The sequence below is a fragment of the Streptomyces sp. NPDC047028 genome (genome assembly GCF_040644095.1).
Classification (GTDB): domain Bacteria; phylum Actinomycetota; class Actinomycetes; order Streptomycetales; family Streptomycetaceae; genus Streptomyces.
On sequence record NZ_JBEYVS010000023.1, the window covers coordinates 1 to 22,375 of the forward strand.

18 protein-coding genes are annotated in these 22,375 nt (G+C 71.4%); 14 read left to right on the forward strand and 4 right to left on the reverse strand.

Translation table 11 applies throughout. The annotated features are described in order from the left end of the window. Window positions 1–107: 107 nt before the first annotated feature. The 3 genes from ABZ854_RS20955 to ABZ854_RS20965 all read right to left on the reverse strand — a co-directional run bounded on the left by ABZ854_RS20955 (window position 108) and on the right by ABZ854_RS20965 (window position 4,624). Window positions 108–1,982 carry a glycoside hydrolase family 3 N-terminal domain-containing protein gene (locus ABZ854_RS20955; protein WP_361212890.1) on the reverse strand — a complete coding sequence of 625 codons (1,875 nt, stop codon included), beginning with the start codon at window positions 1,980–1,982 and terminating at the stop codon, window positions 108–110. 194 nt (window positions 1,983–2,176) lie between these two features. Next, window positions 2,177–3,727 carry a carboxylesterase family protein gene (locus ABZ854_RS20960; protein WP_361212893.1) on the reverse strand — a complete coding sequence of 517 codons (1,551 nt, stop codon included), beginning with the start codon at window positions 3,725–3,727 and terminating at the stop codon, window positions 2,177–2,179. 177 nt (window positions 3,728–3,904) lie between these two features. Continuing rightward, the gene (locus tag ABZ854_RS20965; RefSeq protein ID WP_361212896.1) at window positions 3,905–4,624 is read right to left on the reverse strand and encodes a phosphatase PAP2 family protein; all 720 of its coding nucleotides are present in this window, start codon (window positions 4,622–4,624) and stop codon (window positions 3,905–3,907) included. A 574-nt stretch (window positions 4,625–5,198) separates the two neighbouring features. On the opposite strand from ABZ854_RS20965, the gene ABZ854_RS20970 reads away from it, so the two are divergent. From ABZ854_RS20970 to ABZ854_RS20990, 5 genes are all read left to right on the forward strand, one after another. Beyond that, window positions 5,199–6,443 carry an MFS transporter gene (locus ABZ854_RS20970; protein WP_361212899.1) on the forward strand — a complete coding sequence of 415 codons (1,245 nt, stop codon included), beginning with the start codon at window positions 5,199–5,201 and terminating at the stop codon, window positions 6,441–6,443. A gap of 147 nt (window positions 6,444–6,590) precedes the next feature. After that, window positions 6,591–7,484 carry a 5'/3'-nucleotidase SurE gene (gene surE / locus ABZ854_RS20975; protein WP_361212902.1) on the forward strand — a complete coding sequence of 298 codons (894 nt, stop codon included), beginning with the start codon at window positions 6,591–6,593 and terminating at the stop codon, window positions 7,482–7,484. Between the two features lie 108 nt (window positions 7,485–7,592). Continuing rightward, the gene (locus ABZ854_RS20980) at window positions 7,593–9,206 is read left to right on the forward strand and encodes a carboxylesterase family protein (protein ID WP_361212905.1); all 1,614 of its coding nucleotides are present in this window, start codon (window positions 7,593–7,595) and stop codon (window positions 9,204–9,206) included. A gap of 244 nt (window positions 9,207–9,450) precedes the next feature. Beyond that, the gene (locus ABZ854_RS20985; protein WP_361212908.1) at window positions 9,451–10,176 is read left to right on the forward strand and encodes an amino acid racemase; all 726 of its coding nucleotides are present in this window, start codon (window positions 9,451–9,453) and stop codon (window positions 10,174–10,176) included. Between the two features lie 98 nt (window positions 10,177–10,274). Continuing rightward, window positions 10,275–11,942 carry a helix-turn-helix domain-containing protein gene (locus ABZ854_RS20990; protein ID WP_361213183.1) on the forward strand — a complete coding sequence of 556 codons (1,668 nt, stop codon included), beginning with the start codon at window positions 10,275–10,277 and terminating at the stop codon, window positions 11,940–11,942. A 51-nt stretch (window positions 11,943–11,993) separates the two neighbouring features. Here the strand turns inward: ABZ854_RS20990 and ABZ854_RS20995 are convergent, their stop codons facing one another. Continuing rightward, the gene (locus tag ABZ854_RS20995; protein ID WP_361212911.1) at window positions 11,994–12,581 is read right to left on the reverse strand and encodes an isochorismatase family protein; all 588 of its coding nucleotides are present in this window, start codon (window positions 12,579–12,581) and stop codon (window positions 11,994–11,996) included. A gap of 170 nt (window positions 12,582–12,751) precedes the next feature. On the opposite strand from ABZ854_RS20995, the gene ABZ854_RS21000 reads away from it, so the two are divergent. From ABZ854_RS21000 to ABZ854_RS21040, 9 genes are all read left to right on the forward strand, one after another. Beyond that, window positions 12,752–13,858 carry a serine hydrolase domain-containing protein gene (locus ABZ854_RS21000; protein ID WP_361212914.1) on the forward strand — a complete coding sequence of 369 codons (1,107 nt, stop codon included), beginning with the start codon at window positions 12,752–12,754 and terminating at the stop codon, window positions 13,856–13,858. Continuing rightward, window positions 13,855–14,076 (forward strand): hypothetical protein, encoded by a 222-nt coding sequence (locus tag ABZ854_RS21005; protein WP_361212917.1) that lies wholly within the window; start codon window positions 13,855–13,857, stop codon window positions 14,074–14,076. The genes ABZ854_RS21000 and ABZ854_RS21005 overlap by 4 nt, the downstream gene beginning before the upstream one ends. Before the next feature lie 20 nt (window positions 14,077–14,096). Next, entirely contained in the window at window positions 14,097–15,017 is a 921-nt protein-coding gene (locus ABZ854_RS21010) for a serine hydrolase (protein ID WP_361212920.1), read from the forward strand. Window positions 15,018–15,026: 9 nt separating this feature from the next. After that, entirely contained in the window at window positions 15,027–15,935 is a 909-nt protein-coding gene (locus tag ABZ854_RS21015; RefSeq protein WP_361212923.1) for a serine hydrolase, read from the forward strand. A 227-nt stretch (window positions 15,936–16,162) separates the two neighbouring features. After that, entirely contained in the window at window positions 16,163–17,740 is a 1,578-nt protein-coding gene (locus ABZ854_RS21020) for an ABC transporter substrate-binding protein (protein ID WP_361212926.1), read from the forward strand. Further along, the gene (locus tag ABZ854_RS21025) at window positions 17,737–18,753 is read left to right on the forward strand and encodes an ABC transporter permease (RefSeq protein ID WP_361212929.1); all 1,017 of its coding nucleotides are present in this window, start codon (window positions 17,737–17,739) and stop codon (window positions 18,751–18,753) included. The genes ABZ854_RS21020 and ABZ854_RS21025 overlap by 4 nt, the downstream gene beginning before the upstream one ends. Next, a complete protein-coding gene (locus ABZ854_RS21030) occupies window positions 18,753–20,570 on the forward strand; it encodes a dipeptide/oligopeptide/nickel ABC transporter permease/ATP-binding protein (RefSeq protein WP_361212932.1) in 1,818 nt (605 codons plus the stop codon). The genes ABZ854_RS21025 and ABZ854_RS21030 overlap by 1 nt, the downstream gene beginning before the upstream one ends. Continuing rightward, window positions 20,570–21,262: an ATP-binding cassette domain-containing protein gene (locus ABZ854_RS21035; RefSeq protein WP_361212935.1), complete on the forward strand. Its 693-nt coding sequence runs from the start codon at window positions 20,570–20,572 to the stop codon at window positions 21,260–21,262. The genes ABZ854_RS21030 and ABZ854_RS21035 overlap by 1 nt, the downstream gene beginning before the upstream one ends. Before the next feature lie 74 nt (window positions 21,263–21,336). Beyond that, window positions 21,337–22,359 (forward strand): membrane dipeptidase, encoded by a 1,023-nt coding sequence (locus ABZ854_RS21040; protein ID WP_361212938.1) that lies wholly within the window; start codon window positions 21,337–21,339, stop codon window positions 22,357–22,359. Window positions 22,360–22,375 lie beyond the last annotated feature (16 nt).

A 22,375-nucleotide genomic window follows, 5' to 3' on the forward strand; every position in this document is an offset into this window, starting at 1 on the left:
GCTCGGCGGCCGCCGGCTCGCCCGCCTCGGCCTCCTCCTCGCCGTGCTCGGCTACGGCGGCGCCGCCCTCACCGGCGCGGTCCCGGCCGCCCCCTCACCGCGATGGCTCACCGTCCGAGCGGCTCCACGTCCAGACCGTGGCCGTAGGGGAAGAGCGGATCACCGGAGTCGTTGGGCACGTCCTCGTGTCCGGAGGTGACGGCGTCCATGGTGCGGGCGAGCTCGAAGGGAAGCCGTCCCTCGGCCTTCGTCCGGCCGAAGAGGACATCCAGCAGGGCGGCGTCGGACGCACCGTAGTTCGCCACGAGAGCGGCCGAGTTCTGCGCGATCTCCGGGACCACCGCGGGCCGGTCGAGGAAGATGTCGAAGACGGTCGGCACGGTGGCGGCGGTCGCCAGCAGTGGCCGCAGCTCGTCCTCGGTGAAGTCGAGCCGGCCGGCGCGGAAGAAGCTCTCGAAGCCCTCGGTGCGTCTGTCGTACGGGGCGGCGATCCGGATCAGGGCGACGTCGGCCTCTTCCAGGCGGTCCACCACGGTGGCGTACCGACCCGCGATCTCCGGGTCGACGCCCTGGACGTGGATCCGCAGGCCGGGCTTCAGAGGAAGCAGCGGCTCGGCCGCGTCATCCGGTCGGTCCTTGAGGATCGTGATCGAGCGGCTCTGGGCGTTCAGTCCCTCCGCGGTGAACTCGGCACTTCCACAGATCTGTTCAGCGGCGTCCGGGTCGGCGTACGGGTCGTCGAAGAGGCCGAGGACGAACTTCTCACGCAGCAGGCGGGCCACCGAGACGTCGATCCGTTCGACGCCGACCCGGCCGGTGCGGACCAGTTCCACGACGAGTCCGGGCGCGGCCTCACCGCCGAGCTGATCGGCACCGGCGTCAAGGATCTTCTCCACGCGGGTGAGCCGGTCCAGCTCCTCCACGCCCCAGGCCCGGGCGGGGAAGGAGGCGCCGAGGATGTGGCTGTCGGTGACCAGGCCCCAGTCGGTGCAGACGATGCCGTCGAAGCCGTACTTCTCGCGCAACAGGCCGGTGACGACGGCCTTGTTGAAGCCGAAGCCCACCTCTTCGTACTCGGTCCCCACCGGCATGGCGTAGTAGGGCATGATCTGCGACGTCCCCGCCGCGAACGCCGCCTCGAAGGGAATGAGGTGGTAGTCGAAGTTGCCGCCCGGGTAGACCTGTTCGCGGCCGTAGGGGAAGTGGGCGTCCTCGCCGTCCAGCTGCGGGCCCGCGCCCGGGAAGTGCTTGGTCATGGCGGCCACACTGCTCGCGCCGAGGCTCTCCCCCTGGAGGCCGCGGACGTAGGCGGCGACCATACGGGCGGCGACGTGGGCGTCCGAGCCGAAGGTGCCGAGGATGCGGGCCCACCGGGGTTCGGTCGCGAGATCGGCCATGGGGTGCAGGGCCAGCCGGATTCCCACGGCGAGGTACTCGCGGCGGACGATGTCGGCGTGCCGGCGGACGAGTTCCTCGTCCCCGATCGCGGCCAGCCCGGGCGGCTCCGGCCACAGGGAGAAGCCCTCGGTGTGCGCGCTCGCCGCGGGGTTGTCGACGAAGCCGTGACGCGGGTCGGTGGAGACGGTCACCGGGATGCCCAGCCGCGTCGTCGCGGCCAGGTCCTGCAGGCGGTTGTTCCACTCGGCCATCCTGCGCGGGGCCGCCGCGCCGAAGAGGTTGAAGTGGTTCATGAGCTTGCCGGTCACCATGGCGGAGGTGGAGGCACGCATCGGATCGTCGTCCGGCGCGCCCGGCTCGGGATCCACGAGTGTCCCGTCCGGGTTGATCGCGATCATGGTCTGGAACAGGAGCCCGGCCTTCTCCTCCAGCGTCATGCGGCCGAGCAGGTCGGCGACCCGCTCGCCCACCGGCAGCCGCGGATCCTCGTACGGCTCCATCGTCCCGTTGCCGTTGAGGTCACGGAAGCGGGTGCCGTCGGGAGCGGAAAGGGTGCGCGGCCGGGCCGCCTGGTCATGCGTCATGGAGGCTCTGTTCCGTTCGTGCGGGTGGATGCGGGCATGACACCGGTCCCGAGCCGGTCAGGAGGCTCGGGACCGGTTTGCCGCAGCTCCCCTCCGCGCGGCACACCATCTAAGTTACACGTGTAACGCGCTAAATGCGAGAGGTGCGGCAGACTTGTTGACGTCCGAGATCACCCCGGCATGGGAAGCGGAGGTCACCGCGGGACGGGAAGCCGTCGGCCGTGCAGGCGACGGGCGTGCCCGGCGAGGTCCTGGACCGGGACGGTGACCGAGTCGAAGCGCATGGTGGTGCGGTCGGCCTCACCGTACGGCTGCCACGTCGGCAGGCCGGCGTGGTTCGGGTCACCGGTCCGGGCGAAGGCGATCCACGCCTGGTGCATGGCCTGCGCCAGCCCCTTCCCCACCACCGGGTCGACGCCGTCGGTGAGAGGGGCGTGCGACCAGCGGTCGAAGTTGTCGAAGACGAAGGGCAGTTCCAGGCAATGGGCCGCTCCGAGCCGGCCGTCGTACACCGGCGCCGGGAAGTCGAACTGGAACGCCCACACCGGGCGCCCCAGCGCGGCCCGCGCCTCCGCCAGCTCCAGACAGGGCCCCCGGAACAGCTCGTCGGTGATCAGGTCCATGAGGACGTCGGCAGGCCCGGCACCGGGCCGAGTGCGCGCGTACTCGGCGTACACCTCGCCGGCCGCGTCCTCCCCGAAGGCCTCCCCGATGCGGCTCAGCACCTGCTCCCGGGTGGACTTCGCGTATCCCGGGTCCAGGGCGAAGCCGAAGTTGGCCTCTTCCCGGGTCCAGCCGAGGAGTACGTCCATCTCCGCCGCCGCCCCGTGCAGGAGCGTCTCCACGGGATGCCGGAGGAGGGTGACGTCGTCGCGGACAGGAAGGAAGGGCGTGGGCCAGTAGCCCCAGCGCGTGGTGCGCGCGAAGAGCCCTCCGCCGGCCTGGACGAGCTGCGGCCAGGGCACGCACCGCAGTTCGTCGGCGCTCTTCACACCGGCGCACTCCAGGAAGGCGTCGACGCGTTGCCCGTACTCGTCGGGCGTGGGGATGTGCAGCCCGAGAGGCGGACTCTGAAGGATGACGCGCCGGAACAGCTTCCGCGCCTCGGGGTGACCGGCCAGGGCGGCCGTCGACACGGCACCGCCCGACTGCCCGGCGACCGTGACGTTGTCCGGGTCACCGCCGAAGAGGGCGATGTTGTCGCGCACCCAGCGCAGCGCGGCCAGTTGGTCGGTGAACCACAGGTTCGCAGGCTGTTCGCCGGTCGCGGCCGCGTCGTCGAAGGACAGGTAACCCAGGGGGCCGATACGGTAGTTGAGGGTGACGACCACCAGATCGCCGTCCCGTGCGAACGTGTCGCCCGCATAGATGGGCAGGGACCCGGAGCCGGAGACGAATCCCCCGCCGTGGATCCAGACGAGCACCGGGCGCCGCGCGTCGTCGGGTGCGGGTGTCCACACGTTGAGCGTCAGGCAGTCGTCGTCGAACGGCGGGGAGCCGTGACCACCGAGGACCGGGTCGCCGCCTTCGAGGAACATCTGGGGTGCGCTCGGACCGTACGCGAGGGCGTCCCGCGTACCGCTCCAGCCGGGGTTCGGCTGTGCGGGGCGCCATCGCAGCTCCCCGACAGGGGGCGCGGCGTACGGCACACCTTTGAACACCGCGAGGCCGCCCTCGGCCGTCCCGCGCAGCCGGCCGCCCGGCAACCGGACCACCGGGGAGGTCCGGTCCTGCATGTCAGCCATGTATGTCCTCCTTGCTCATCGGTTCGCCGGCGCATCGCACCGCTGCCCCAGCGGGGGCCGGCGACCAGGTCGGGCGTGGGTACGGGGCAGTGGGCATCGGCACCGGCACCCGATCCACCACGGTATTCCGCTTCAGTAACGATCGTCAATTTTTCGCCACACATCGCGTCGGCGGTCTCAGTCCCACAGCCGACCGGAAGCCGTGCGTACGGCCTCCTCCTCCAGTAGGCGGGCGAACGCCCTCCACTGCACCAGGACCACCCCCACTCCCGCCGCTGCACCGGCGAGCGTGTCGCTGAGCCACTGGGCGTGCAGCCATGTGCGGCTCCACATCATCGCGACGATCAGGACGGCGCTGAAGAGCCACCAACACCGCCGCGCGAGCGGCGGGAAGAGCACCACACCGCAGGACAGGACGAGGGTCGTGACGGTGAAGACCTGACCGGACGGGAAGGAGCCGTCGGTCACCAGGACCCAGGGCTGGGGCGGGCGGGGCCGGTCGACGAGTTCCTTCAACGGCAGGACCACGACGATGTTCGTCCCCAGCGCGGCCGTCAGTACGAACAGGGCGGATCTCCAGCGGCCGTAGATGCCGAGACATCCGGTCACCACGATGGGCAGGATCACCCCCATCGGCCCGCCGAGCGCGTCGAGGCCGCGGGCGAGAGCTGCCGCCGCGCCGTCCGGCGAGCCGTGCATGGCGGCCGTCCAGCTGTCGTCGACACCTTGGAAGACCGGCCGCCGGTCACCGAGGAGGGCGAGGCCGGTCATCGCGACCGCCGTCAGCAGCAGAGAGCCGACGAGGAGCCCCCAGCGGGGCGGGGCGGCCGGTACCGGGCTACGGCGGGTGGCAGCGGGGGGCGACGCCGGGCGATCAGGGGCTCGCGAAGGGAACATGGCAGACCTTTCGAAGGGCGGGGAGCGGCTACGGGGCGGCGGCCGACGGCATGCCTGTGGATGCGGGAGCACCCAGGCGGATGCGGGGGCATTCAGGTGGTGGATGCGGGCGCACTCGGGCGGGAGCATCGGCGCCTGGCGGCCGGCGCGAAATCCTGGTTGCGGTCGACCGGGCGCACCGCTCAGGGCCGCCGCGCCCACGCCGACGGGAACCACAGGGACGCTTTCAGGCCAACCCTCGTACAGCCGTCACGGCGGGCACAAGAGCGACCCACGAGTAGCTACACGTGCAACCGGAACGGGCCCCCGCAAGCGCGGCAGGCGGGTCACGATTCGTTGCGGCGCTGGCCCAGGCACTACTCAAAACGCGCCACAAGTGCTACACAAGTCGTACGGCGAAGCAACACGTGTAACTAACGCCCGTTCGATGACTGCTCGCGCATGCTCACGGCCTTCGGTGTTCGCCGCTCTCCCACCCGGTTCATCTCTCAGCTCCGCGCTCGAGGAGTCGACATGTCCTGCCCCCTCCCCAGCCGCACGCACCACGCGGTACCCGCACGGTCCGGTGATCACCGTGACCACTGACGAACTGATCCAGCCGAAGGCGACCGAGCAGCCGCGAGCCCCCCGTCAGCGGGGCCTGATGCTGCTCCTGCTCATCGCCAACTCCTCGATGCTCGCCGTGTACATGGGCGTGGGTTCGGTCCTGCTGCCGACCCAGATCGCCCAGCTCGACCCGTCGCACAAGGTCACGGTCCTGGGCGTCATCGGCGGCGTGAGTGCCGTCTTCGCCACCGCGTTCAACCCGATCGCCGGCGCTCTGTCGGACCGCACCGGCCGCCGTAATCCGTGGATTCTCGGCGGGGCGCTCGCTTCGCTCGCCGGACTGGCGTTCGTCGGCAGCGTGCAAACCGTCCTGTTGCTCGGCACGGGCTGGTGCCTGGTCCAGGCGACGATGAACGTCTACCAGGCCGCGGTGACCGCCGTCGTACCGGATCGGATACCGCCCGCCCGGCGGGGCACCGCGTCCGCTCTCGTCGGGCTGGGGCTGCCGATCGGCGGCACCGTCGGTGTGCTGATCGCTTCGCAGACCGCCGGGCGGCTCCAGGCCGGTTACCTGGTCTTCGGTGCGGTGGTGGCTGCTGCGGCCCTGCTCCTCACCGGCTTCTGCCGGGACGTGCCCCGGAGCGCGCCGCTGCCCCACGTCCCGCGGCGCGAACGCCTGGCCGCCTTCCTGTCCGCGCTGTCCCACCACGACTTCCGGTGGGCCTTCATCGGGCGGGCGCTGATGGTGCTCGGCTACTTCTCGGTCGTCGGGTACCAGCTCTATATCCTCGAGGACCACATCACGCTGCCGGCCGGCCTGGCCCCGACGGACGCCATGGCGATCCTCACCCCGGTGTCGATGGGCACGATGGCACTGTCCACGGTCGTCGGAGGGCTGCTCTCGGACCGCTGGAACCGGCGCAAGATCTTCGTGGGCCTGTCCGCCGCACTCGCCGGCCTGGTGACGACGATCCCCGTCATCAGCCCGACCTGGACCGGCATGCTCTGTTTCAGCGCCCTCAACGGACTCGCGTTCGGATGCTTCATGGCGGTGGACACCGCCGTGGTCACCCTCGTCCTGCCCCGGGCGGAGGACGCCGCCCGCGACATGGGCGTGCTGAACATCGCCAATGCCGGGCCCCAGATCATCGCCCCGTTCGTCGCCTCCGCCGTGGTGACCGCGCTGGGCGGTTACACGCCGCTGTTCCTCGTCGGCGGAGCGCTGTCCCTGCTCGGCGCGCTGGCCATCCTGCCGATCCGCGGCGTGCGCTGAACCCGCTGAACCCGCTGAAGCCGCAGCAACGCAACCCGCAGCGGCCCGCGGCGCCCCGCGGTGGAACTCCGGCGGGCGCATGTTGGGGGTCGTGCGGCCGCCGGTCCCCGTCCTCCCCCTCGTTCCCTGCCTCCGAAGGAGCCCTCTGTGAGACGCACGCGCATCCTGTCCCTCGCCGCTCTGCTGCTGTGCACACCGGTCCTGGCCGGCACCGCGCCGGCGAGCGCGGCGCCGGCCGGCCCGCTGCACATCATGCTCACCGACGACGACGGATACGACGCCCCCGGCATCCGCATGCTCTACCAGCGGCTCACCGACGCGGGCTACGACGTCACCATCGTCGCCCCGCTGACCAACCAGAGCGGCGCCGGGACGAAGATGATGAGCGGCACCACGGTCACGGTCAAGCACCCCGAGCCCAAGGTGTGGGCCGTGGACGGCACGCCCGGCGACTCGGTCTCCTTCGGCCTGGCGGTGGTGTTCGCCGAACGCGCGCCCGACCTCGTGATCTCCGGCACCAACTTCGGCCCCAACGTCGCCGCCCTCGCCACCCACTCGGGAACCGTCGGCGGCGCCGTGGCCGCGCTGGAACAGGGGGTGCCCGCGATCGCCCTGAGCACCGGCGGACTCACCGCTCCCGTGCCGGGGCCGATTTTCAACGCCATGCGTCCCACCGACGACTTCGCCGTCAAGCTCGTCGAACGGCTGCGGGCGCACGCGGCGAACGGGCGGCTGCTGCCTGAGGACGTGGGCCTGAACGTCAACTACCCCGTGGTCGGCGCCGACGGCACGGGAACCGCGGTCGGCGCCTCCCTCACCACCCAGGACCCGCAACTGATCCTCAAGGCCGGCTACACCGACGCCGGTGACGGCACCTGGAAGGTGAACGTCGACCTGGTCACCGCCCCCCCGCAGAAGGGCGGTGACGTGGAGGCGATCGGCGCCGACAAGGTGTCCATCACGCCCATCTCGCCGAACTGGAACACGGGCGTGGTCGGCTTCGCCAGGACCGCGAGCGTCCTCGCCGGCCTGCGTCCGTAGCGCACGTGATCGCCGTCTCCTCCCGGGTGGTTCGGAACGCCGGGGAGAGGCGGCCCACCAGCACGTCCGTTCCTCCCTCGCCACGCTTCCGCTGCTTCCGGAGGAGAAATGAAGAGATTCCGTTCGCTCGCCCCGGCGGTTCTGGCTCTGTCACTCGTCCTGGCCACGCTCGTCTCGCGGCCGGCCGCCGCCGTCCCGGCACAGTCGCCCCCGTCCGCGCGGCCCGTCGTCAGCGTCGGCCAGGGCCGGCTCGCCGGACAGGTCGACGGTCGGGCCGAGGAGTTCCTGGGCGTCCCCTACGCCGCCGCCCCGGTGGGCAGCCTGCGGTTCCGTCCCCCGCGGCGGCCCGCGCGGTGGAGCGGAACACGGGATGCCACCCGGCAGGCGCCGGCCTGCCTCCAGTTCTCCCCCTTCGGGCTACGGGATCCGGGCGACGTCAGCGAGGACTGCCTCTACCTGGACGTGTACCGCCCCCGTCATGCCGCACCGGGTGACCGGCTGCCCGTCCTGTTCTGGATCCACGGCGGCGGCTACAGCCAGGGCACGGGCACGCAGTTCGGCGGCCGTACGATGGCCGACCTCACCGACAGCGTGGTGGTGAGCATCAACTACCGGCTCGGGCAACTCGGGTACCTCGCCGTCCCCGAGCTCACCTCCGACAACGCGCTGCTTTCCGGGTCGTACGGGCTGATGGACCAGATCGCGGCCCTGCGCTGGACGCGCGCCAACATCGCCTCCTTCGGCGGCGATCCGGCCGACATCACCATCTGGGGCCAGTCCGCCGGCAGTGCCTCGATCTGCGCCATGCTCGCCTCCCCACGCACCGCCGGACTGTACTCCCGCGCCATTCTGGAGAGCGGACCGTGCGACCTGCTGCAAGCCCCCAGCGCCGCCCAGGCCGCCGACGAGGCGAGCACCTTCTCCGCTGCGGCGGGCTGCCCCGACCCCGGCACACGCGCCGCCTGTCTGCGCACGGCGCCCGCCGCCGACCTCATCGCGGCCGCCGGCACACATCCCACGGCGGGCCCCGCCTTCGGAGACGGCCTCGTGCCCCGGCAACCGTCCCAGGCCATCGCCTCGGGCGCGTGGAACAGGGTCCCGATCCTCATCGGCAGCACCCGCGCCGAAAGCAGGTTCTTCGTGGCCCTCAGCCAACCGCACCTCACGGCACAGGAGTACACCGACCAGATCGACACCACATACGGGCAGGCGGCCCAGGAGGTGCTGAACCACTACCCGGTGACCGGCTACGCCACTCCGTACGACGCGCTGTCGGCGCTCCTCACCGACTCCACGTTCGCCTGCCACACACTCAGCACCGCCCGCACCTTCGCAAGTCAAGTCCCCACATATGTCTACGAGTTCGACGACCCGAACTCCCCCACCCTCTACGGTGCGCAAGTTCCCGGCCTAGACATGGCCGACGCCCACAGCGCCGAACTCGCCTATCTGCACGACTTCACGATGGCCGACCGCCCGCTCACCGCGGATCAGGTGGCGCTGGCCGACGACATGAAACGCCGGTGGGCGGCGTTCGCGCGCAGGGCGGATCCCAGTCTCCCCGGCGAGACCCGATGGCCGCCCACCCACGCCGAGCGACACACGGTTCTGACCCTCACCCCTGACCACGTACGCACGTCGACGGCGTTCGCGGCCGACCACCAGTGCGACTTCTGGGCCGGCCTGGGATCGCCCGGCGACGGTCGTCGATCGGTCGGGTAAGGGGGGCTTCGGTCCGGCCTTCCCACCTGGTGAGGACGACGCAGCCGGTCCGGCCGGCGAGGAACCGCTGGGACCGTGCCTCGTAGTCGCCTCTGTCCACGCGTCGGGCCGCCCCGTGCCGTGGGCGGCGCGCGTCTGGACCGGCGCCCCAGTTCAGGCCGGAGCTTTTGGACCGCCCGACAACCCTGCCCGGGCGTCTGACGACCAGGATCGGGGGCGTCGTTTTCGAAGGTGAGAGGCGCACGTGAGCGGGTACAACAACCGAGTTCGTCCCACGCTGGGCATCCTCGGAGGCATGGGGCCCCTGGCGACGGCCGACTTCTACCGCCGACTCGTCACGCGCACGCCGGCGGACTCCGATCAGGGGCACCTGCCCGTCGTCATGTGGGCCGATCCGGCGGTTCCGGACCGGACCGCGGCGCTCCTGGGACAGGGCCCCTCGCCCGTTCCGGCGCTGGTCGCGGGAGCCCGCTGGCTGCGGCAGGCCGGGGCCGGCTGCGTCGCCGTCCCGTGCAACACCGCGCACGCCTACGTCGAACAGGTGGCGAGGGCCACGGGCATCGAGGTGCTGGACATGGTCGGGGCCGCACTCAAGGCCGCGGCGAGGAGGGCGCCGGGTGGGGAGGGAGTCGGCGTCCTGGCGACGCGGGGGACGCGTCTGGCTCGTCTCTACGAGCGGGCGAGGGACGCCCTGGGGGTCGAGGTGATCCAGGTCCCGGACCGGGTCCAGCACGAGTACGTCGACCCAGCCATCCACGCGGTGAAGGCGGGCGCCGATCTGATCGACGCCGGGGAACGGATAGCCGCCGCCACGGAGATCCTCAAGGAGCGGGGCGCTCGGGTGGTGATCGCCGCCTGTACGGAGATTCCGCTGATCAGCGGCGCGGCCGGGGCGTTGCTGCCCCTGGTGGATTCCACCGATGCCCTGGTGGACGCCGCTCTGTCCCGGCTCTGCGGACCCGCCTCGTAGCATTCGTTCCCTCCTACGGACCCCCGGGCCTATGCTCGTATTCAGGAACGAAGTCGCAGGGACCTCGGCCGTCCTACCCTGCGGAGATGATCAGGCACATGTCGACGTACCCCGCCAGGAGCCTCAGCCGGGTGCTGGACGACCTCGGCTCCACCCTCCTGGACCTGCTGCACGGTGATGTGGAGCGGGCGGGGGAGATCGGCGGCGTCGGCATCCATGATCCGCATGATGACCAGCACTACCCGCAGCACGCGATCGTGCTCGGCGTCGGCGTCCACGGCGAGAAGGACATCGCCGACGTGCTGCACGGACTCCAAGGGCACGATGCCGCCGCGCTGGTGGTGCGGGGCCCCGTGGAGGACGCGGACGGGCTCGGGGACGCGGTCGCCGAGACCGGCGTGGCGCTGCTGGCGCTGACCCGCGGCGCGTCGTGGGCCCAACTGGCTGCGATGCTGCGCACGCTGCTCTCCGAAGGGGATATCGGCGAAGCCGAAGCCCACACCCTCGGCGGGGTGCCGTCCGGTGATCTGTTCGCCCTGGCGAACGCGATCGCCACCCTGCTGGACGCGCCCGTCACCATCGAGGACCGTCGTTCCAAGGTCCTCGCCTTCTCCGGCCGCCAGGACGAAGCCGATTCCGCGCGCGTGGAGAGCATCCTGGCCCGGCAGGTGCCGGACCGCTACCTGCGCATCCATGAGGAACACGGCGTCTTCCGGGAGCTGTACCGCAGTGACGGTCTGGTGCACGTACCGGCGCCGACGGTCGGCGACGCGGTGGCGCTGCCGAGGGTCGCCGTCGCCGTGCGTGCCGGGGACGAGTTCCTCGGTTCCGTCTGGGCCGCGCTCCGCAGGCCGCTCACCCCGGAGCGGGAACAGGCGTTCCTGGAGGCGGCCAAGCTCGTCGCCCTGCACATGCTGCGCTTCCGGGCGGGTACCGATGCGGAGAACCGGCTGCGGGCCGATCTCGTGACGACCGTGCTGGAAGGAGGCGCGGGGGCCGTGGAGGCACTCGGCCGCCTGGGACTCGTCGACGAACCCACTCTGGTCATGGCCATGGGCCTGGCGCCGGACCAGGACGAGGACCACGCCCACGTCACCGCTGAGCGGCAGCGCCTGGCCGGCGCACTCGCCGTCCATCTCACCGCTGTGCAGCCACGTTCCGCCGTGGCCCTGCTGGGCGACGTGGCCTACGCGCTGTTCCCCGTGGCGGACGACACGGTCCACGCCCGCGAACGCGCGGCTCAGGTGGCGTCGAACTTCCTCCAACGCACCGGTGAGCGGACGAGCGCCCTCATCGGGATCGGGTCGATCGCTCAGGAACCGGCCGCGCTGCCGCGTTCACGCGCCAACGCGGACCGCGCGCTCAGGGTGCTGTTCAGCGGGCAGAGCTCTCAGCGCGTCGCCTCGATCTCCGACGTGTACGTCGACGCCCTGCTGCTGGAGATGCGTGACCTGGCGATCGCCAACCGCGACGAACTCTCCGGCCCGCTCGCGCGGCTGGCGGCCTACGACGCCCAGCACAACGCGCACCTCATGGAGACGCTTCGGGCCTGGCTGGACGCCTTCGGCGATGTGATCGCCGCCTCGGCGAGCGTGTTCGTCCACCCCAACACCTTCCGCTACCGGATCCGCCGGGTCTCCGAGGTGGGGCAGATCGATTTGCAGGACCCGTCCGCCAGGTTCGCCACGATGGTGCAGCTGCGCCTGATGGGCATGGCCGACGGCAGCGGGGTCCGTCCCAGGGGCACGGACCCCACGGCGGGCTGAGACCGGTCGGCCGGCGCGGACCGGCCCGTGGGTTTCAGCCGGCGGACACGTTCACAGCCGTACGCCCGGCGGGAGCGGCAGGTCGCGGTGCGTGTCGTGGAAGGCGTCCGCGGCCTCGACGGTGCGCACCCAGTCGTAGAACAGCTCCTTGGTGGACAGCGTCTCGATGCCCCGGCCGGCCAGGCGCCGCAGGCCCCGCTCGTGTGCCCGGCCCGGCGAGTACGCGGCGTCGTCCACCACCACCACCCGCTTGCCGGCGTGGTGCAGCTGGATCGCCGAGTGGGCGACGCAGATGTCGGTCTCGATGCCGACCAGGACCATGGTGGTGCGGCCGGTGGCCTCGACGGCGGCGGCGATGCCGGGGTTGTCCCACACGGAGAAGGCGTTCTTGGGCAAGGTGACCGCCTTGGCCGGCAGCGCCTCGCGGATCTGCGGCACGGTGTGGCCGCTGTCCTCGGGAGCCTCCTCGGTCACCACGACGGGAATGTCCAGGCGGTCGGCCACCGAGGTGATCCAGACGATGCGCCGCACCATGTCGTCGAACCGCTGCCGGTCCACGTCGAGCCGACGTGGCGGGTAGAAGTCGCTCTGTACATCGATGATCACGAGTGCGGAGTCGTCACGGTCGATCAGCGGCATTTCGGTCTCCATTTCGCTGCGGGGTCACGTCACCCTAGAAACCGCGCCGCACGTTCGAGTCGTCCGAGCGTCCAAGCCGTCACCTGCGCGTTCGTATCCTGGAACCAAGCATTCGGGGGTCCTGCGTGCCTACGCTGCGGGCAAGTGGACCGAGCCATCCGGAGGCGTGTGTGAAGGCCGAAACCGAGCACTGGGCGAACCGCCTCGCGGCGCTGGCCGCCGAGTCGAAGGTCCCGGGCGCGAGCCTGGCGTTCTCGTACGGCGGTGAGACACACGCCTGCGCCACCGGTGTCCTGAACAACGCGACGGGTGCCCCCGTGCTCACCGACTCGCTGTTCCAGATCGGGTCGATCACCAAGGTGTGGACCGCGACCCAGATGATGCTGCTGGCCGAACAGGGGCGCCTCACCCTCGACACCCCCGTCGTCGAGGTACTGCCCGGGTTCCGGGTGCGGGAGGCCGAGGCGACCGCCGCCATCACGCCGCGCCATCTGCTCACCCACACGTCGGGCATCGACGGCGACCTGTTCCTGGACACCGGCCGCGGCGACGAGTGCCTTCAGCGGTACGTCGAAGCGTGCGCGGGCCTCGAACAGACATTCCCGGTCGGAGACTCGCACTCCTACTGCAACTCGGGCTTCGTCATCGCGGGCCGGATGGTCGAAGAGCTCACCGGCGGGACGTGGGACCGGTCCGTGCGCGAGCAGGTCTGCGCACGCCTGGGGCTGACACACACCTGGACACTGCCCGAGGACGTGCTCCGCTTCAGTGCCGCCGTCGGCCACGACGAGCAGGGTGCCGTGGTGCCGTCATGGGGGCTCCCCCGGTCCATCGGCCCCGCCGGACTGATCTGCGCCCGGGCCGCCGACGTGGTCGCGTTCGGCCGCGCCCACCTCACGCCCGGTGTCCTTCTCGCCGACCCCTCGGCGATGCGGAAGCCGCAGGTCGACCTGCCCAACCCCTACGCCGGTGGGCGGCAGTGGGGCATCGGCTGGAGCCTGGACGACTGGGACGGGCACGAGGTCGTCTCCCACACCGGGGACACCATCGGCCAGCACGCCGCCCTGTGGTGCTGCCCGGCCTGGAGACCGTCATCACCGTGCTGGTCAACGGCGGTGACAGCGTCGGGTTCCAGCACCGCGTGGTCGGCGAACTGCTGCGCGAACTGCACGGCGTGCGGGTGCCGGAGCCGCTCGCGCCGCCCACCGCGCCGGTCGAGACGGACGTCGAGTCCTTCACCGGCGTATACGAGCGTGCGGGCAGCCGCATCCACGTGACCTCGCACGAGGGCCGGCTGACGCTGCGCACGGAACCCACCGGCATCCTCGTCGGACTGGCACAGTCGCGAACGCTGGAGCTGACCCCCGTGGACGCCACCACGTTCGTCGGCCGTTCCGACAGTGCGGCGATGTGGGACGCCGTGGTGTTCGAAAACCGTGCCGACGGCCGTTCCTACCTGCACTACAGCGGCCGTGCCACCCCCAGAGTCCGTTGAGGACCCACGATCGGAGTTCCATGGAACCACTCCCCGCCCACGACGAGCCGACAGCCGCCCTCCAGGCGACCTTCGATGAAGCGGGCGTCGAGGGCTTCCTCCACGCACGTGACATCGACACCGGCCGCGAGGTGGCCTTCCGGGCCGACGATCCCGTCATCGTGGCGTCGATCCGCAAGATCCCGATCGCGCTCGCCTACGCCCGCCAGGCGGCGGCAGGTCAGCTCGACCGGGCGGCCCGGCACACCATCACCGCCGCCAACCGCGAAGGCGGCGGCATCGGCACGGACAGCTGTCTGCACGACGTCACGATGAGCACCCGCGACCTCGCCTTCTTCATGCTGTCCATGAGCGACAACGCCGCCACCGACAAACTCATGGAGCTTCTCGGCGCCGACCGCGTCCGCGCCGTCGCCACCGAACTCGGCTGCCCGCGCCTTCCGGTGGGTCGCTACCGCGACCTGTGGGATCCGGTCTGGGAGGAGCTGGGCATCGACCCGGAGGGCGACATCGACGCCCAGCTGGAGAAGGCCGGCGAGGAACAGATCCGCGGCCTCGCGATGCTCGACCCCGCCCGCTCCCCCTCCAGCACGCCGCGCGAGATCACCTCCCTGCTCGCCGCGACCTGGTGTGACCGGGCCGGACCGGCGGAGGCCTGTGCGGAGGTCCGCGAACTGATGGGCCGGCAGTTGTCCACGCACCGCCTCGTCGCGGGCTTCGACGCCGACGTGAAGGTCGCGGCGAAGAACGGCGCGCTGTGGGGAGTCCTCAACGAGGCCGGCGTCGCCGAGTACCCCGACGGGGGCCGCTACGCCGTCGCGGTCTTCCTGCGCCTCCCCGAGCTGACCGGCCGTAACCCCGCCGCCGACGCCGCGATCGGGCGCGCGGCCCGGACCGCTGTCGACCATCTGCGCAGTGACCGCCCCGACACCACCTTGTGAGGAGACGACATGCCCACGGCCGCCCGTCAGACCGCCGAGGAAGAGGTCCGCACCCTGCTCACGTCCCTCTTCGGGCAAGCCGGGGTCGACGGCTTCGTGCACGCCCGCGACCTCGACACCGGTGAGGAGTTCGGTCATCGCGCCGACTCCCGGGTCGTCCTCGCCTCGGTGTTCAAGATTCCCATCTGCCTGGAGTACGCCCGCCAGGCGGCCGACGGACACCTCGACCGCGCCGCACGGCACAGGGTGACGGCCGCCTACCGGGCCGGTGGCAGCGGCACCGACGGATGCACCCACGACGTCGGGATGAGCGCCCGGGACCTGGCGTTCATGATGATGACGATCAGCGACAACGCCGCGACCGACCTGCTCCTGGACGTCGTCGGTCTCGACCAAGTGCGCAAGACCCTGGACGGGCTGGGGTTCGACGGTTTCGGTGTGTCCTCCTGCCGTGCCCTGGACGACGACATCCGCCGTGAACTGGGGCTCGACCCCGGCCGTTCCATCGACGACCAGCTGGGTGACGTACCCGCGGAGCGTCTGATGGCCCTGGGAGCCGGCGACCCCGAGCGCAGTCCGTCCAGCACTCCACGGCAGGTGACCGCGCTGCTGGCGGCCATCTGGCGTGACGAGGCCGGCCCGGCGCCGGCGTGCGCCGAGGTGAGGGACATCATGAGCCGGCAGGTGTGGCAGCACCGCCTCGTCTCCGGTTTCCCCGAGAACGGCGTGCAACTCGCCGGCAAGACGGGCACGGACTTCGGCGTCCGCAACGAGGCGGGCGTCATCGAGTACCCGGATGGCAAGCGGTACGCGGTGGCCGTGTTCCTGCGGACCTCCTCCCCCGCCGAGCGGCAGCCCCGCGCCGACCGCGCCATCGGTCAGGCCGCCCGCGCCGTCGTCGACCACCTGCGGTCCTGACCGTCGAGCGCGTCATGAGCCGCAACCCTGCCTGCCCCGGACCGCGACCGCGGTCCGGGGTGTCGGCGTCCCCGACCACCGCGCCGATCCGTCCGGCGGCATCCGCCCAGCGCCCTGGGTTGGGACGAAGGACCGAAACGCCCCTCCGGGCTTTGTCGCCCCGGCTCAACCATTTTCGGCCGGCAGTCGCGAATGTGGGGCAACCTTTTCGCCCCAAGGAGCCCTCTATGAAGAAAGCCCGAGCGGTTGCCGCCTGTCTCGCGGCGTCGCTGCTGGCCGCCGGATGCGGCGGCGGCCAGGCCGGCTCGGCCGGTGGTGACGCCTTCAGCTTCGCGATCAAGAGCGATCCCGGACTGCTCGACCCTGCCCTGGTGCAGAACACCACCACCTACACCGCGCTGTCGCTGGCGTACGACACCCTGGTGAACGTCGGCCCCGACGGCCGTGTCGTCTCCGGTCTGGCCGACAAGTGGGTGGTCAGGCCCTCCTCGGTCACCTTCACCCTGCGCCGGGGCGTCACCTGCGCGGACGGCAGCCCCGTCACCGCCGACACGATCGCCGCCAACGTCGCCCACATCACCGATCCCGCGACCAAGTCACCGGCGTACGGCGTCGTGGTCCCCGAGGGCCTGACCGCGAAGGCGGACGACACCGCCGGCACCGTGACCCTGTCGACGCCCAAGCCGTTCGCGTTCATCCTGCAGAGCACCCGCTACCTGTTCATGGTCTGCGGCGCCGGACTGAAGGACCGCTCCCTGCTCAAGAGCGGGACGTCCGGATCGGGCCCCTTCCGGCTGACCTCGGCCCGACCGAACCAGAGCTACACCTTCACCCGGCGAGAGGGATACACCTGGGGCCCCGGAGGAGCCACCGGATCCGACCCTGACATGCCCGGTTCGGTCGTCCTGAAGGTCGTCGGCAGCGAGTCGACCGCGGCCAACCTGATGCTCTCCCACCAGCTCAACGCCGCCCAGTTCGCCGGCCCGGACCGCGCCCGGGTGACCGACGTCCCCGGCATCACCACCACCGACGAGCCCAACGGCACGCAGGAGTTCTTCTTCCACCAGGGCCAGGGACACCCCGGTCACGACCCCGCCGTACGCAAGGCCCTGCTCCAGGCGGTCGACCTGCACGACCTGGGCGAGATCGCCACCGCCGGAACCGGCCGGCGGCCCACCGGACTGGTCATGCAGCCCCGCCCGTGTCCCGGTGACACCGTCTCCGGGCACCTGCCGGCCTTCGATCCGCACGCGGCCGAGACGGCACTCGACGCGGCCGGGTGGCACCGCTCCGGCAACGGCCCCCGCCGCAAGGACGGCCGGAAACTCACCATCCGGATGATCTACGGCACCTCTGCCGGGGAGACCATGGCGGCCGCGGCCGAGTACCTGGCCGACACATGGAAGAAGGTCGGCGTCGACGTCCGGCTTCGCGCTCTCTCGGACGCCGCCTACGGCGAGGTCGAGGCGGTCACCCAGGACTGGGACGTCGACTGGGCGCCGCTCGGCGTCACCCTTCCCACCCAGTTGCTCGGTGCGCTCTCCGGTCCGTTCACCCCCGACGGCGGCAACTTCGCCCACCTCACCAACAAGAGGTACGACAAGCTCACCGCCGCGGCGAGCAGACTCCCGGGCGCCGAGGGCTGCGCGAAGTGGGCGCGCTCGGAGAGCGCCCTGTTCGACAGCGGCGATCTCGTCCCCGTCGTCGACAAGACCCTCACCACCGCCGCTCACGACGCCACCTTCCGCATCACGGCGGGGCTGTTCGACCCGACGTCGATCCGGATGACGGGAGCCGAGTCATGACCACCCTGCACGAACCGGCCACGCAGGCCACCCCTCCGCGACGGCGGGCCCGCCGGCTGACCCCCTCGTTCCTCGCCCGTCATCTGCTGCGGCTGGCCGTCTCACTCGCCGTCCTGATGGTGGCGTCGTTCGCGATGATCCACCTGATCCCCGGCGACCCGCTGCGGCAGATGCTCGGCCCCACCGCGCCGAAGGCGCTGGTCGACGCCCGCCGCGCGGAACTCGGCCTGAACGACTCGCTGCCGGTCCAGTTCGGTCACTACGTCCAGCATGTGTTCAGCGGCGATCTGGGCACCTCCTTCTTCTCCTCCCAGCCGGTGAGCGACATCATCGCCCAGGGCCTGCCGAACACCCTGGCGCTCGCGGTGCTCGCCACCCTCGTCGCGCTCGCCGCGGCGATCCCCCTGGGCATGTGGTCGGCCGTCCGCACCCACCAGGGGCGCCGGCGCAGGACCGAGACGGCTTTCACGATGCTCACCGGGACCGCCGTCGCCATCCCCGAATACCTCTACGGTCTCGCCCTGCTCCTCGTGTTCGCGCTGGGCCTGGGTCTGCTCCCGCCGGCCGGTCTGACCGGCCCGGCCTCCTACGTCCTGCCCGCCACGGCCCTGGCGATCGCCCCCGCCGCCATGATCGCCCGGCTGGCCCGGGTCGAGACCCTGCGCGAACTGGACACCGACTACATGCGCCTGGCCCACGCCAAACGGCTGCCCGCCCGGCGTCTGTACGCGGTGCACCTGCTGCCCAACACCCTCACCGCGACCCTCACCATGGGCGGTCTGCTGCTCGGCGGCCTGATCACCGGCAGTGTGCTCGTGGAGAACGTCTTCGCCTGGCCGGGACTGGGGCAGCGAACGGTCGAGGCCATCACGCAGAAGGACTACCCCGTCGCCCAGGCCATGATCCTGGTCTACGGCGCGCTCGTCCTCTTCATCAACTTCCTCATCGACGTCCTGCTCGCACTCCTCGACCCCAAGTCCTCCCTGACCGCCCCGACCCGCCAGGAGGGCTGATGCGCCGCCTGCTCAGAAACCCCACCGGCCTGATCGGCACCGGCCTGGTCGCCCTCATGGTGCTGCTCGCGCTCGTCGGCCCGCCGATCTGGGGCGAAGCCGCCGCCCGCATCGACCCCGCGCAGATCAACCAGGGAGCGTCCGGAGCCCATCTGCTCGGCACCGACGCCCTCGGCCGCGACCTGCTCGCCCGCACCCTGGTCGCCACCCGGCTCACCCTCGGCCTCGCCTTCCTCGCGACCCTGATCGGCACCGTCTGCGGAGTCCTGCTCGGGGCCCTGCCCTCCCTGCTGCCGCGCAGGGCCGGGCAGTTGGTCGTCGCGGCCGTCGACATCCTCGTCGCCTTCCCCGCCCTGCTGCTGGCGATGTTCACCGCGGTCGTCGCGGGGCTCGGCGCGCAAGGTGCCGTCCTCGGCATCGGGGTGGCGCTCGCACCCACCTTCGCCCGCCTGACACACACCCTGACCGCGTCCATCGCGGGCTCCGACTACATCGCGGCCGCCCGCATGCTGCAGGTCCCCCGCCGGCGGATCCTGACCCGGCACCTGCTGCCCAACATCGCCGAACCGCTCATCCTCAACACCGCGCAGTCCATGGGCGCCGCCCTGCTGGGCCTGTCGGCGATGTCCTTCCTCGGCATGGGCGTGCAGGCACCGTCCTACGACTGGGGACGGCTGCTGAACGAAGCCTTCGGACACGTCTACGTCACCCCGTCCGTCGTCGTCGCGCCGGCCTCGGCGGTCGCCCTCGCCGGTCTCGGGTTCATGCTGCTGGGCGACACCTTCGCCAAGGCCGCCGCCACCGGCGGCGACCCGGTCGGCGAACCCGTCGATCCCGCTGTGACCCGGGTCCAGGGCATCCCCGAGCGGGACACGGTCCTCGAAGTCCGCGACCTGACCGTCTCCTTCCCCGGCGGCGTCACCCCCGTCCGCCAGGTCTCACTGACCGTGCACCCGGGCGAGATCGTCGGCCTGGTCGGCGAATCGGGCAGCGGCAAAAGCATGACGGCTGCCGCCATCGGCCGGATCGTGCCCTATCCGGGCCTGGCCGGCAGCGCCCGGACCCTGCTGTGCGGGGTGGACCTGGACGGCCTCACCGACGCCGAGCGCCGCAAGATGCTCGGCTCGTCGCTGGCGATGGTCTTCCAGGACCCCACCTCCTCCCTCAACCCCGCCTTGCGGGTGGGGGGTCAGCTCGCCGAGGTGGCCACGCTGCACGACGGGGCCACCCGTACCGAGGCCCGGGCCCGCGCGGTGGAACGACTGGACCGCGTCCGCATCAAGGAGCCCGCTCAGGTCGTCCGCCAGTATCCGCACGAGCTGTCCGGCGGCATGCGTCAGCGCGCCGTCATCGCCATGGGCCTCATGGGCACGCCCCGGCTGATCATCGCCGACGAACCGACCACCGCCCTGGACGTCACCGTCCAGCGCGAAGTCATCAAGGTGCTGCGCGAGGTCGTCGACGACACACAGGCCGGCGCCCTGTTCATCTCCCACGACATCGCCGTCGTCAGCGAACTGTGCGACCGGATCGCCGTGATGTACGCCGGCCGCATCGTCGAGGAACTCGACGCCGGCGCCCTGCACACCGCACGGCATCCCTACACGCGGGCGCTGATCGGCTCGCTGCCGGACATGGACACCGACCGGTCCCGGCCACTGACCACCATCCCCGGCCGGCAGCCCTCACCGGCGGACGTGGGCGCCGGATGCGCGTTCGCCGACCGCTGCCCGCTCGCCACCATCCGCTGCCGGGCGACCCGCCCCGAACTCGCCACCACCGTCCACGGGCACGCGGTGGCGTGCTGGGAGGCATGATGAACATCAGCGATCTCACCGTCCGCTTCGGTTCCTTCACCGCTGTGGACGGCGTCAGCCTTCAGGTGCCCGAGGGGTCGGTCTGCGGGCTCGTCGGGGAATCCGGCTCGGGCAAGTCCACCGTCGCCCGCGCCGTGGCCGGGCTGACGCCCTACGAGGGCACGGTCTCCGGCGTCGAACGCGGCCGCGTCCAGATGGTGTTCCAGGATCCGTACTCCTCGCTCAACCCGCGCATGAGCATCGGTGACGCCGTCGCCGAGGGCACCCGGGTACCGCGCGCCCAGCGGCCGGCCGAGGTCGACCGGCTCCTGGACCTGGTGTCGCTGCCGGCGACGTACGCGTCCAAGTACCCCCGCGAGCTCTCCGGCGGCCAGCGTCAGCGCGTCGCCATCGCCCGCGCGCTCGCCGCGCGCCCCGACGTGCTCATCGCCGACGAGATCACCTCCGCGCTGGACGTCTCCGTGCAGGGCTCCGTGCTCAACCTCATCCGCGAGCTGCGCACCGAACTCGGCCTGACCATGCTGTTCATCTCGCACAACCTCGCCGTCGTGCGCTACGTGTGCGACACCGTCGCCGTCATGCGCCACGGACGGCTGGTGGAGTTCGGCCCGGTCGAATACGTGATCAGCACGCCCCGGCACGAGTACACGCGCACCCTGCTGGACGCGGTGCCGCGTCTCACCCACGCCTGACCGTCCGGCCCAATGGCCAGACGGCCGCCGGGCCGCCGCCACACCCACCCCCTTCCCCGCGAAAGGCCTCTGTCGTGTCCTTGGACCTGCATCGCCGTGCCGTCGTCGCCGACGCACACAACGACCTCCTCATGGCCGTCGCCGCCCGCCCCCCGAAGCGGTGGGGCGGCTTCTTCCGGGAACGCTGGCTGCCGCAACTGCGCGAGGGCGGCATCGACATCCAGGTCCTCCCCGTCTTCATCGACGACCAGTACCGGCCGGAAGGCGCGCTCCGGCAGACCCTCCGCATGATCGAGTGCGCGCACGTCCTCGCCGAGGCCAACGCCGACCAGGTCGCCCTGTGCCGCGACGGCGGCGAGATCGACGCCGCGCTCGCCGAGGACAGGATCGCTCTCGTCCTCGCCCTGGAGAGCGCGCCCGGCGTCGACGCCTCCGTCGAACTGTTCTCCACGCTGTTCCGGCTCGGGGTGCGGATCGCGTCCATCGCCCACTGGGGCCGCACCCCGCTCGCCGACGGCAGCCGGGAGGACGCCACCGGCAGTCGGCTGACCGCTCCCGGTGTCGAGGCGCTGCGCGAGATGGAACGCCTGGGCATCCTCTTCGACGTCTCCCACCTGGGAGCGAGCGGCGTCGCGCACGTCCTGGAACTCGCCACCCGGCCGCTCATCGCCACCCACTCCTGCGCCCGCGCCCTGCGCGACCACCACCGCAACCTCACCGACGACCAGATCCGCGGGGTCGCCGGCACAGGTGGCGTGGTCTGCGTGAACTTCGTACCCGACTTCCTCACCGACGACCAGGCGAAGGTGAGCGTCGACCGCGTCGTCGACCACATCGAGCACATCGTCTCCGTGGCCGGGGTCGACCACGTCGGCCTCGGGTCGGACTTCGTCCGCGAGGTCATGGTGGACGTGACCCCGCCCTGCTGCGAGAACCTCGACGACGAGGACCCCATGTTCGAGTTTCCCGCCCTGGAGGGCCCGGCCGGCCTGCCGCTGGTCACCGAGGCGCTGGCCGGCCGGGGCCTGCCGGAGGAGGACATCCTGAAGATCCTGGGCGGGAACACGCGACGCCTCATGAGCGAGCACATGGGCTGACGGGCGCCCGTCAGCA

Coding starts and splice junctions, on each gene's coding strand:
- ABZ854_RS21020 (WP_361212926.1), top strand. CDS start 16,163: ATGAAGAAAGCCCGAGCGGTTGCCGCCTGTCTCGCGGCGTCGCTGCTG.
- ABZ854_RS21010 (WP_361212920.1), top strand. CDS start 14,097: ATGGAACCACTCCCCGCCCACGACGAGCCGACAGCCGCCCTCCAGGCG.
- ABZ854_RS20960 (WP_361212893.1), bottom strand. CDS start 3,727: ATGGCTGACATGCAGGACCGGACCTCCCCGGTGGTCCGGTTGCCGGGC.
- ABZ854_RS21025 (WP_361212929.1), top strand. CDS start 17,737: ATGACCACCCTGCACGAACCGGCCACGCAGGCCACCCCTCCGCGACGG.
- ABZ854_RS20995 (WP_361212911.1), bottom strand. CDS start 12,581: ATGCCGCTGATCGACCGTGACGACTCCGCACTCGTGATCATCGATGTA.
- ABZ854_RS20965 (WP_361212896.1), bottom strand. CDS start 4,624: ATGTTCCCTTCGCGAGCCCCTGATCGCCCGGCGTCGCCCCCCGCTGCC.
- ABZ854_RS21035 (WP_361212935.1), top strand. CDS start 20,570: ATGAACATCAGCGATCTCACCGTCCGCTTCGGTTCCTTCACCGCTGTG.
- ABZ854_RS21015 (WP_361212923.1), top strand. CDS start 15,027: ATGCCCACGGCCGCCCGTCAGACCGCCGAGGAAGAGGTCCGCACCCTG.
- ABZ854_RS20955 (WP_361212890.1), bottom strand. CDS start 1,982: ATGACGCATGACCAGGCGGCCCGGCCGCGCACCCTTTCCGCTCCCGAC.
- ABZ854_RS20980 (WP_361212905.1), top strand. CDS start 7,593: ATGAAGAGATTCCGTTCGCTCGCCCCGGCGGTTCTGGCTCTGTCACTC.
- ABZ854_RS21030 (WP_361212932.1), top strand. CDS start 18,753: ATGCGCCGCCTGCTCAGAAACCCCACCGGCCTGATCGGCACCGGCCTG.
- ABZ854_RS20990 (WP_361213183.1), top strand. CDS start 10,275: ATGTCGACGTACCCCGCCAGGAGCCTCAGCCGGGTGCTGGACGACCTC.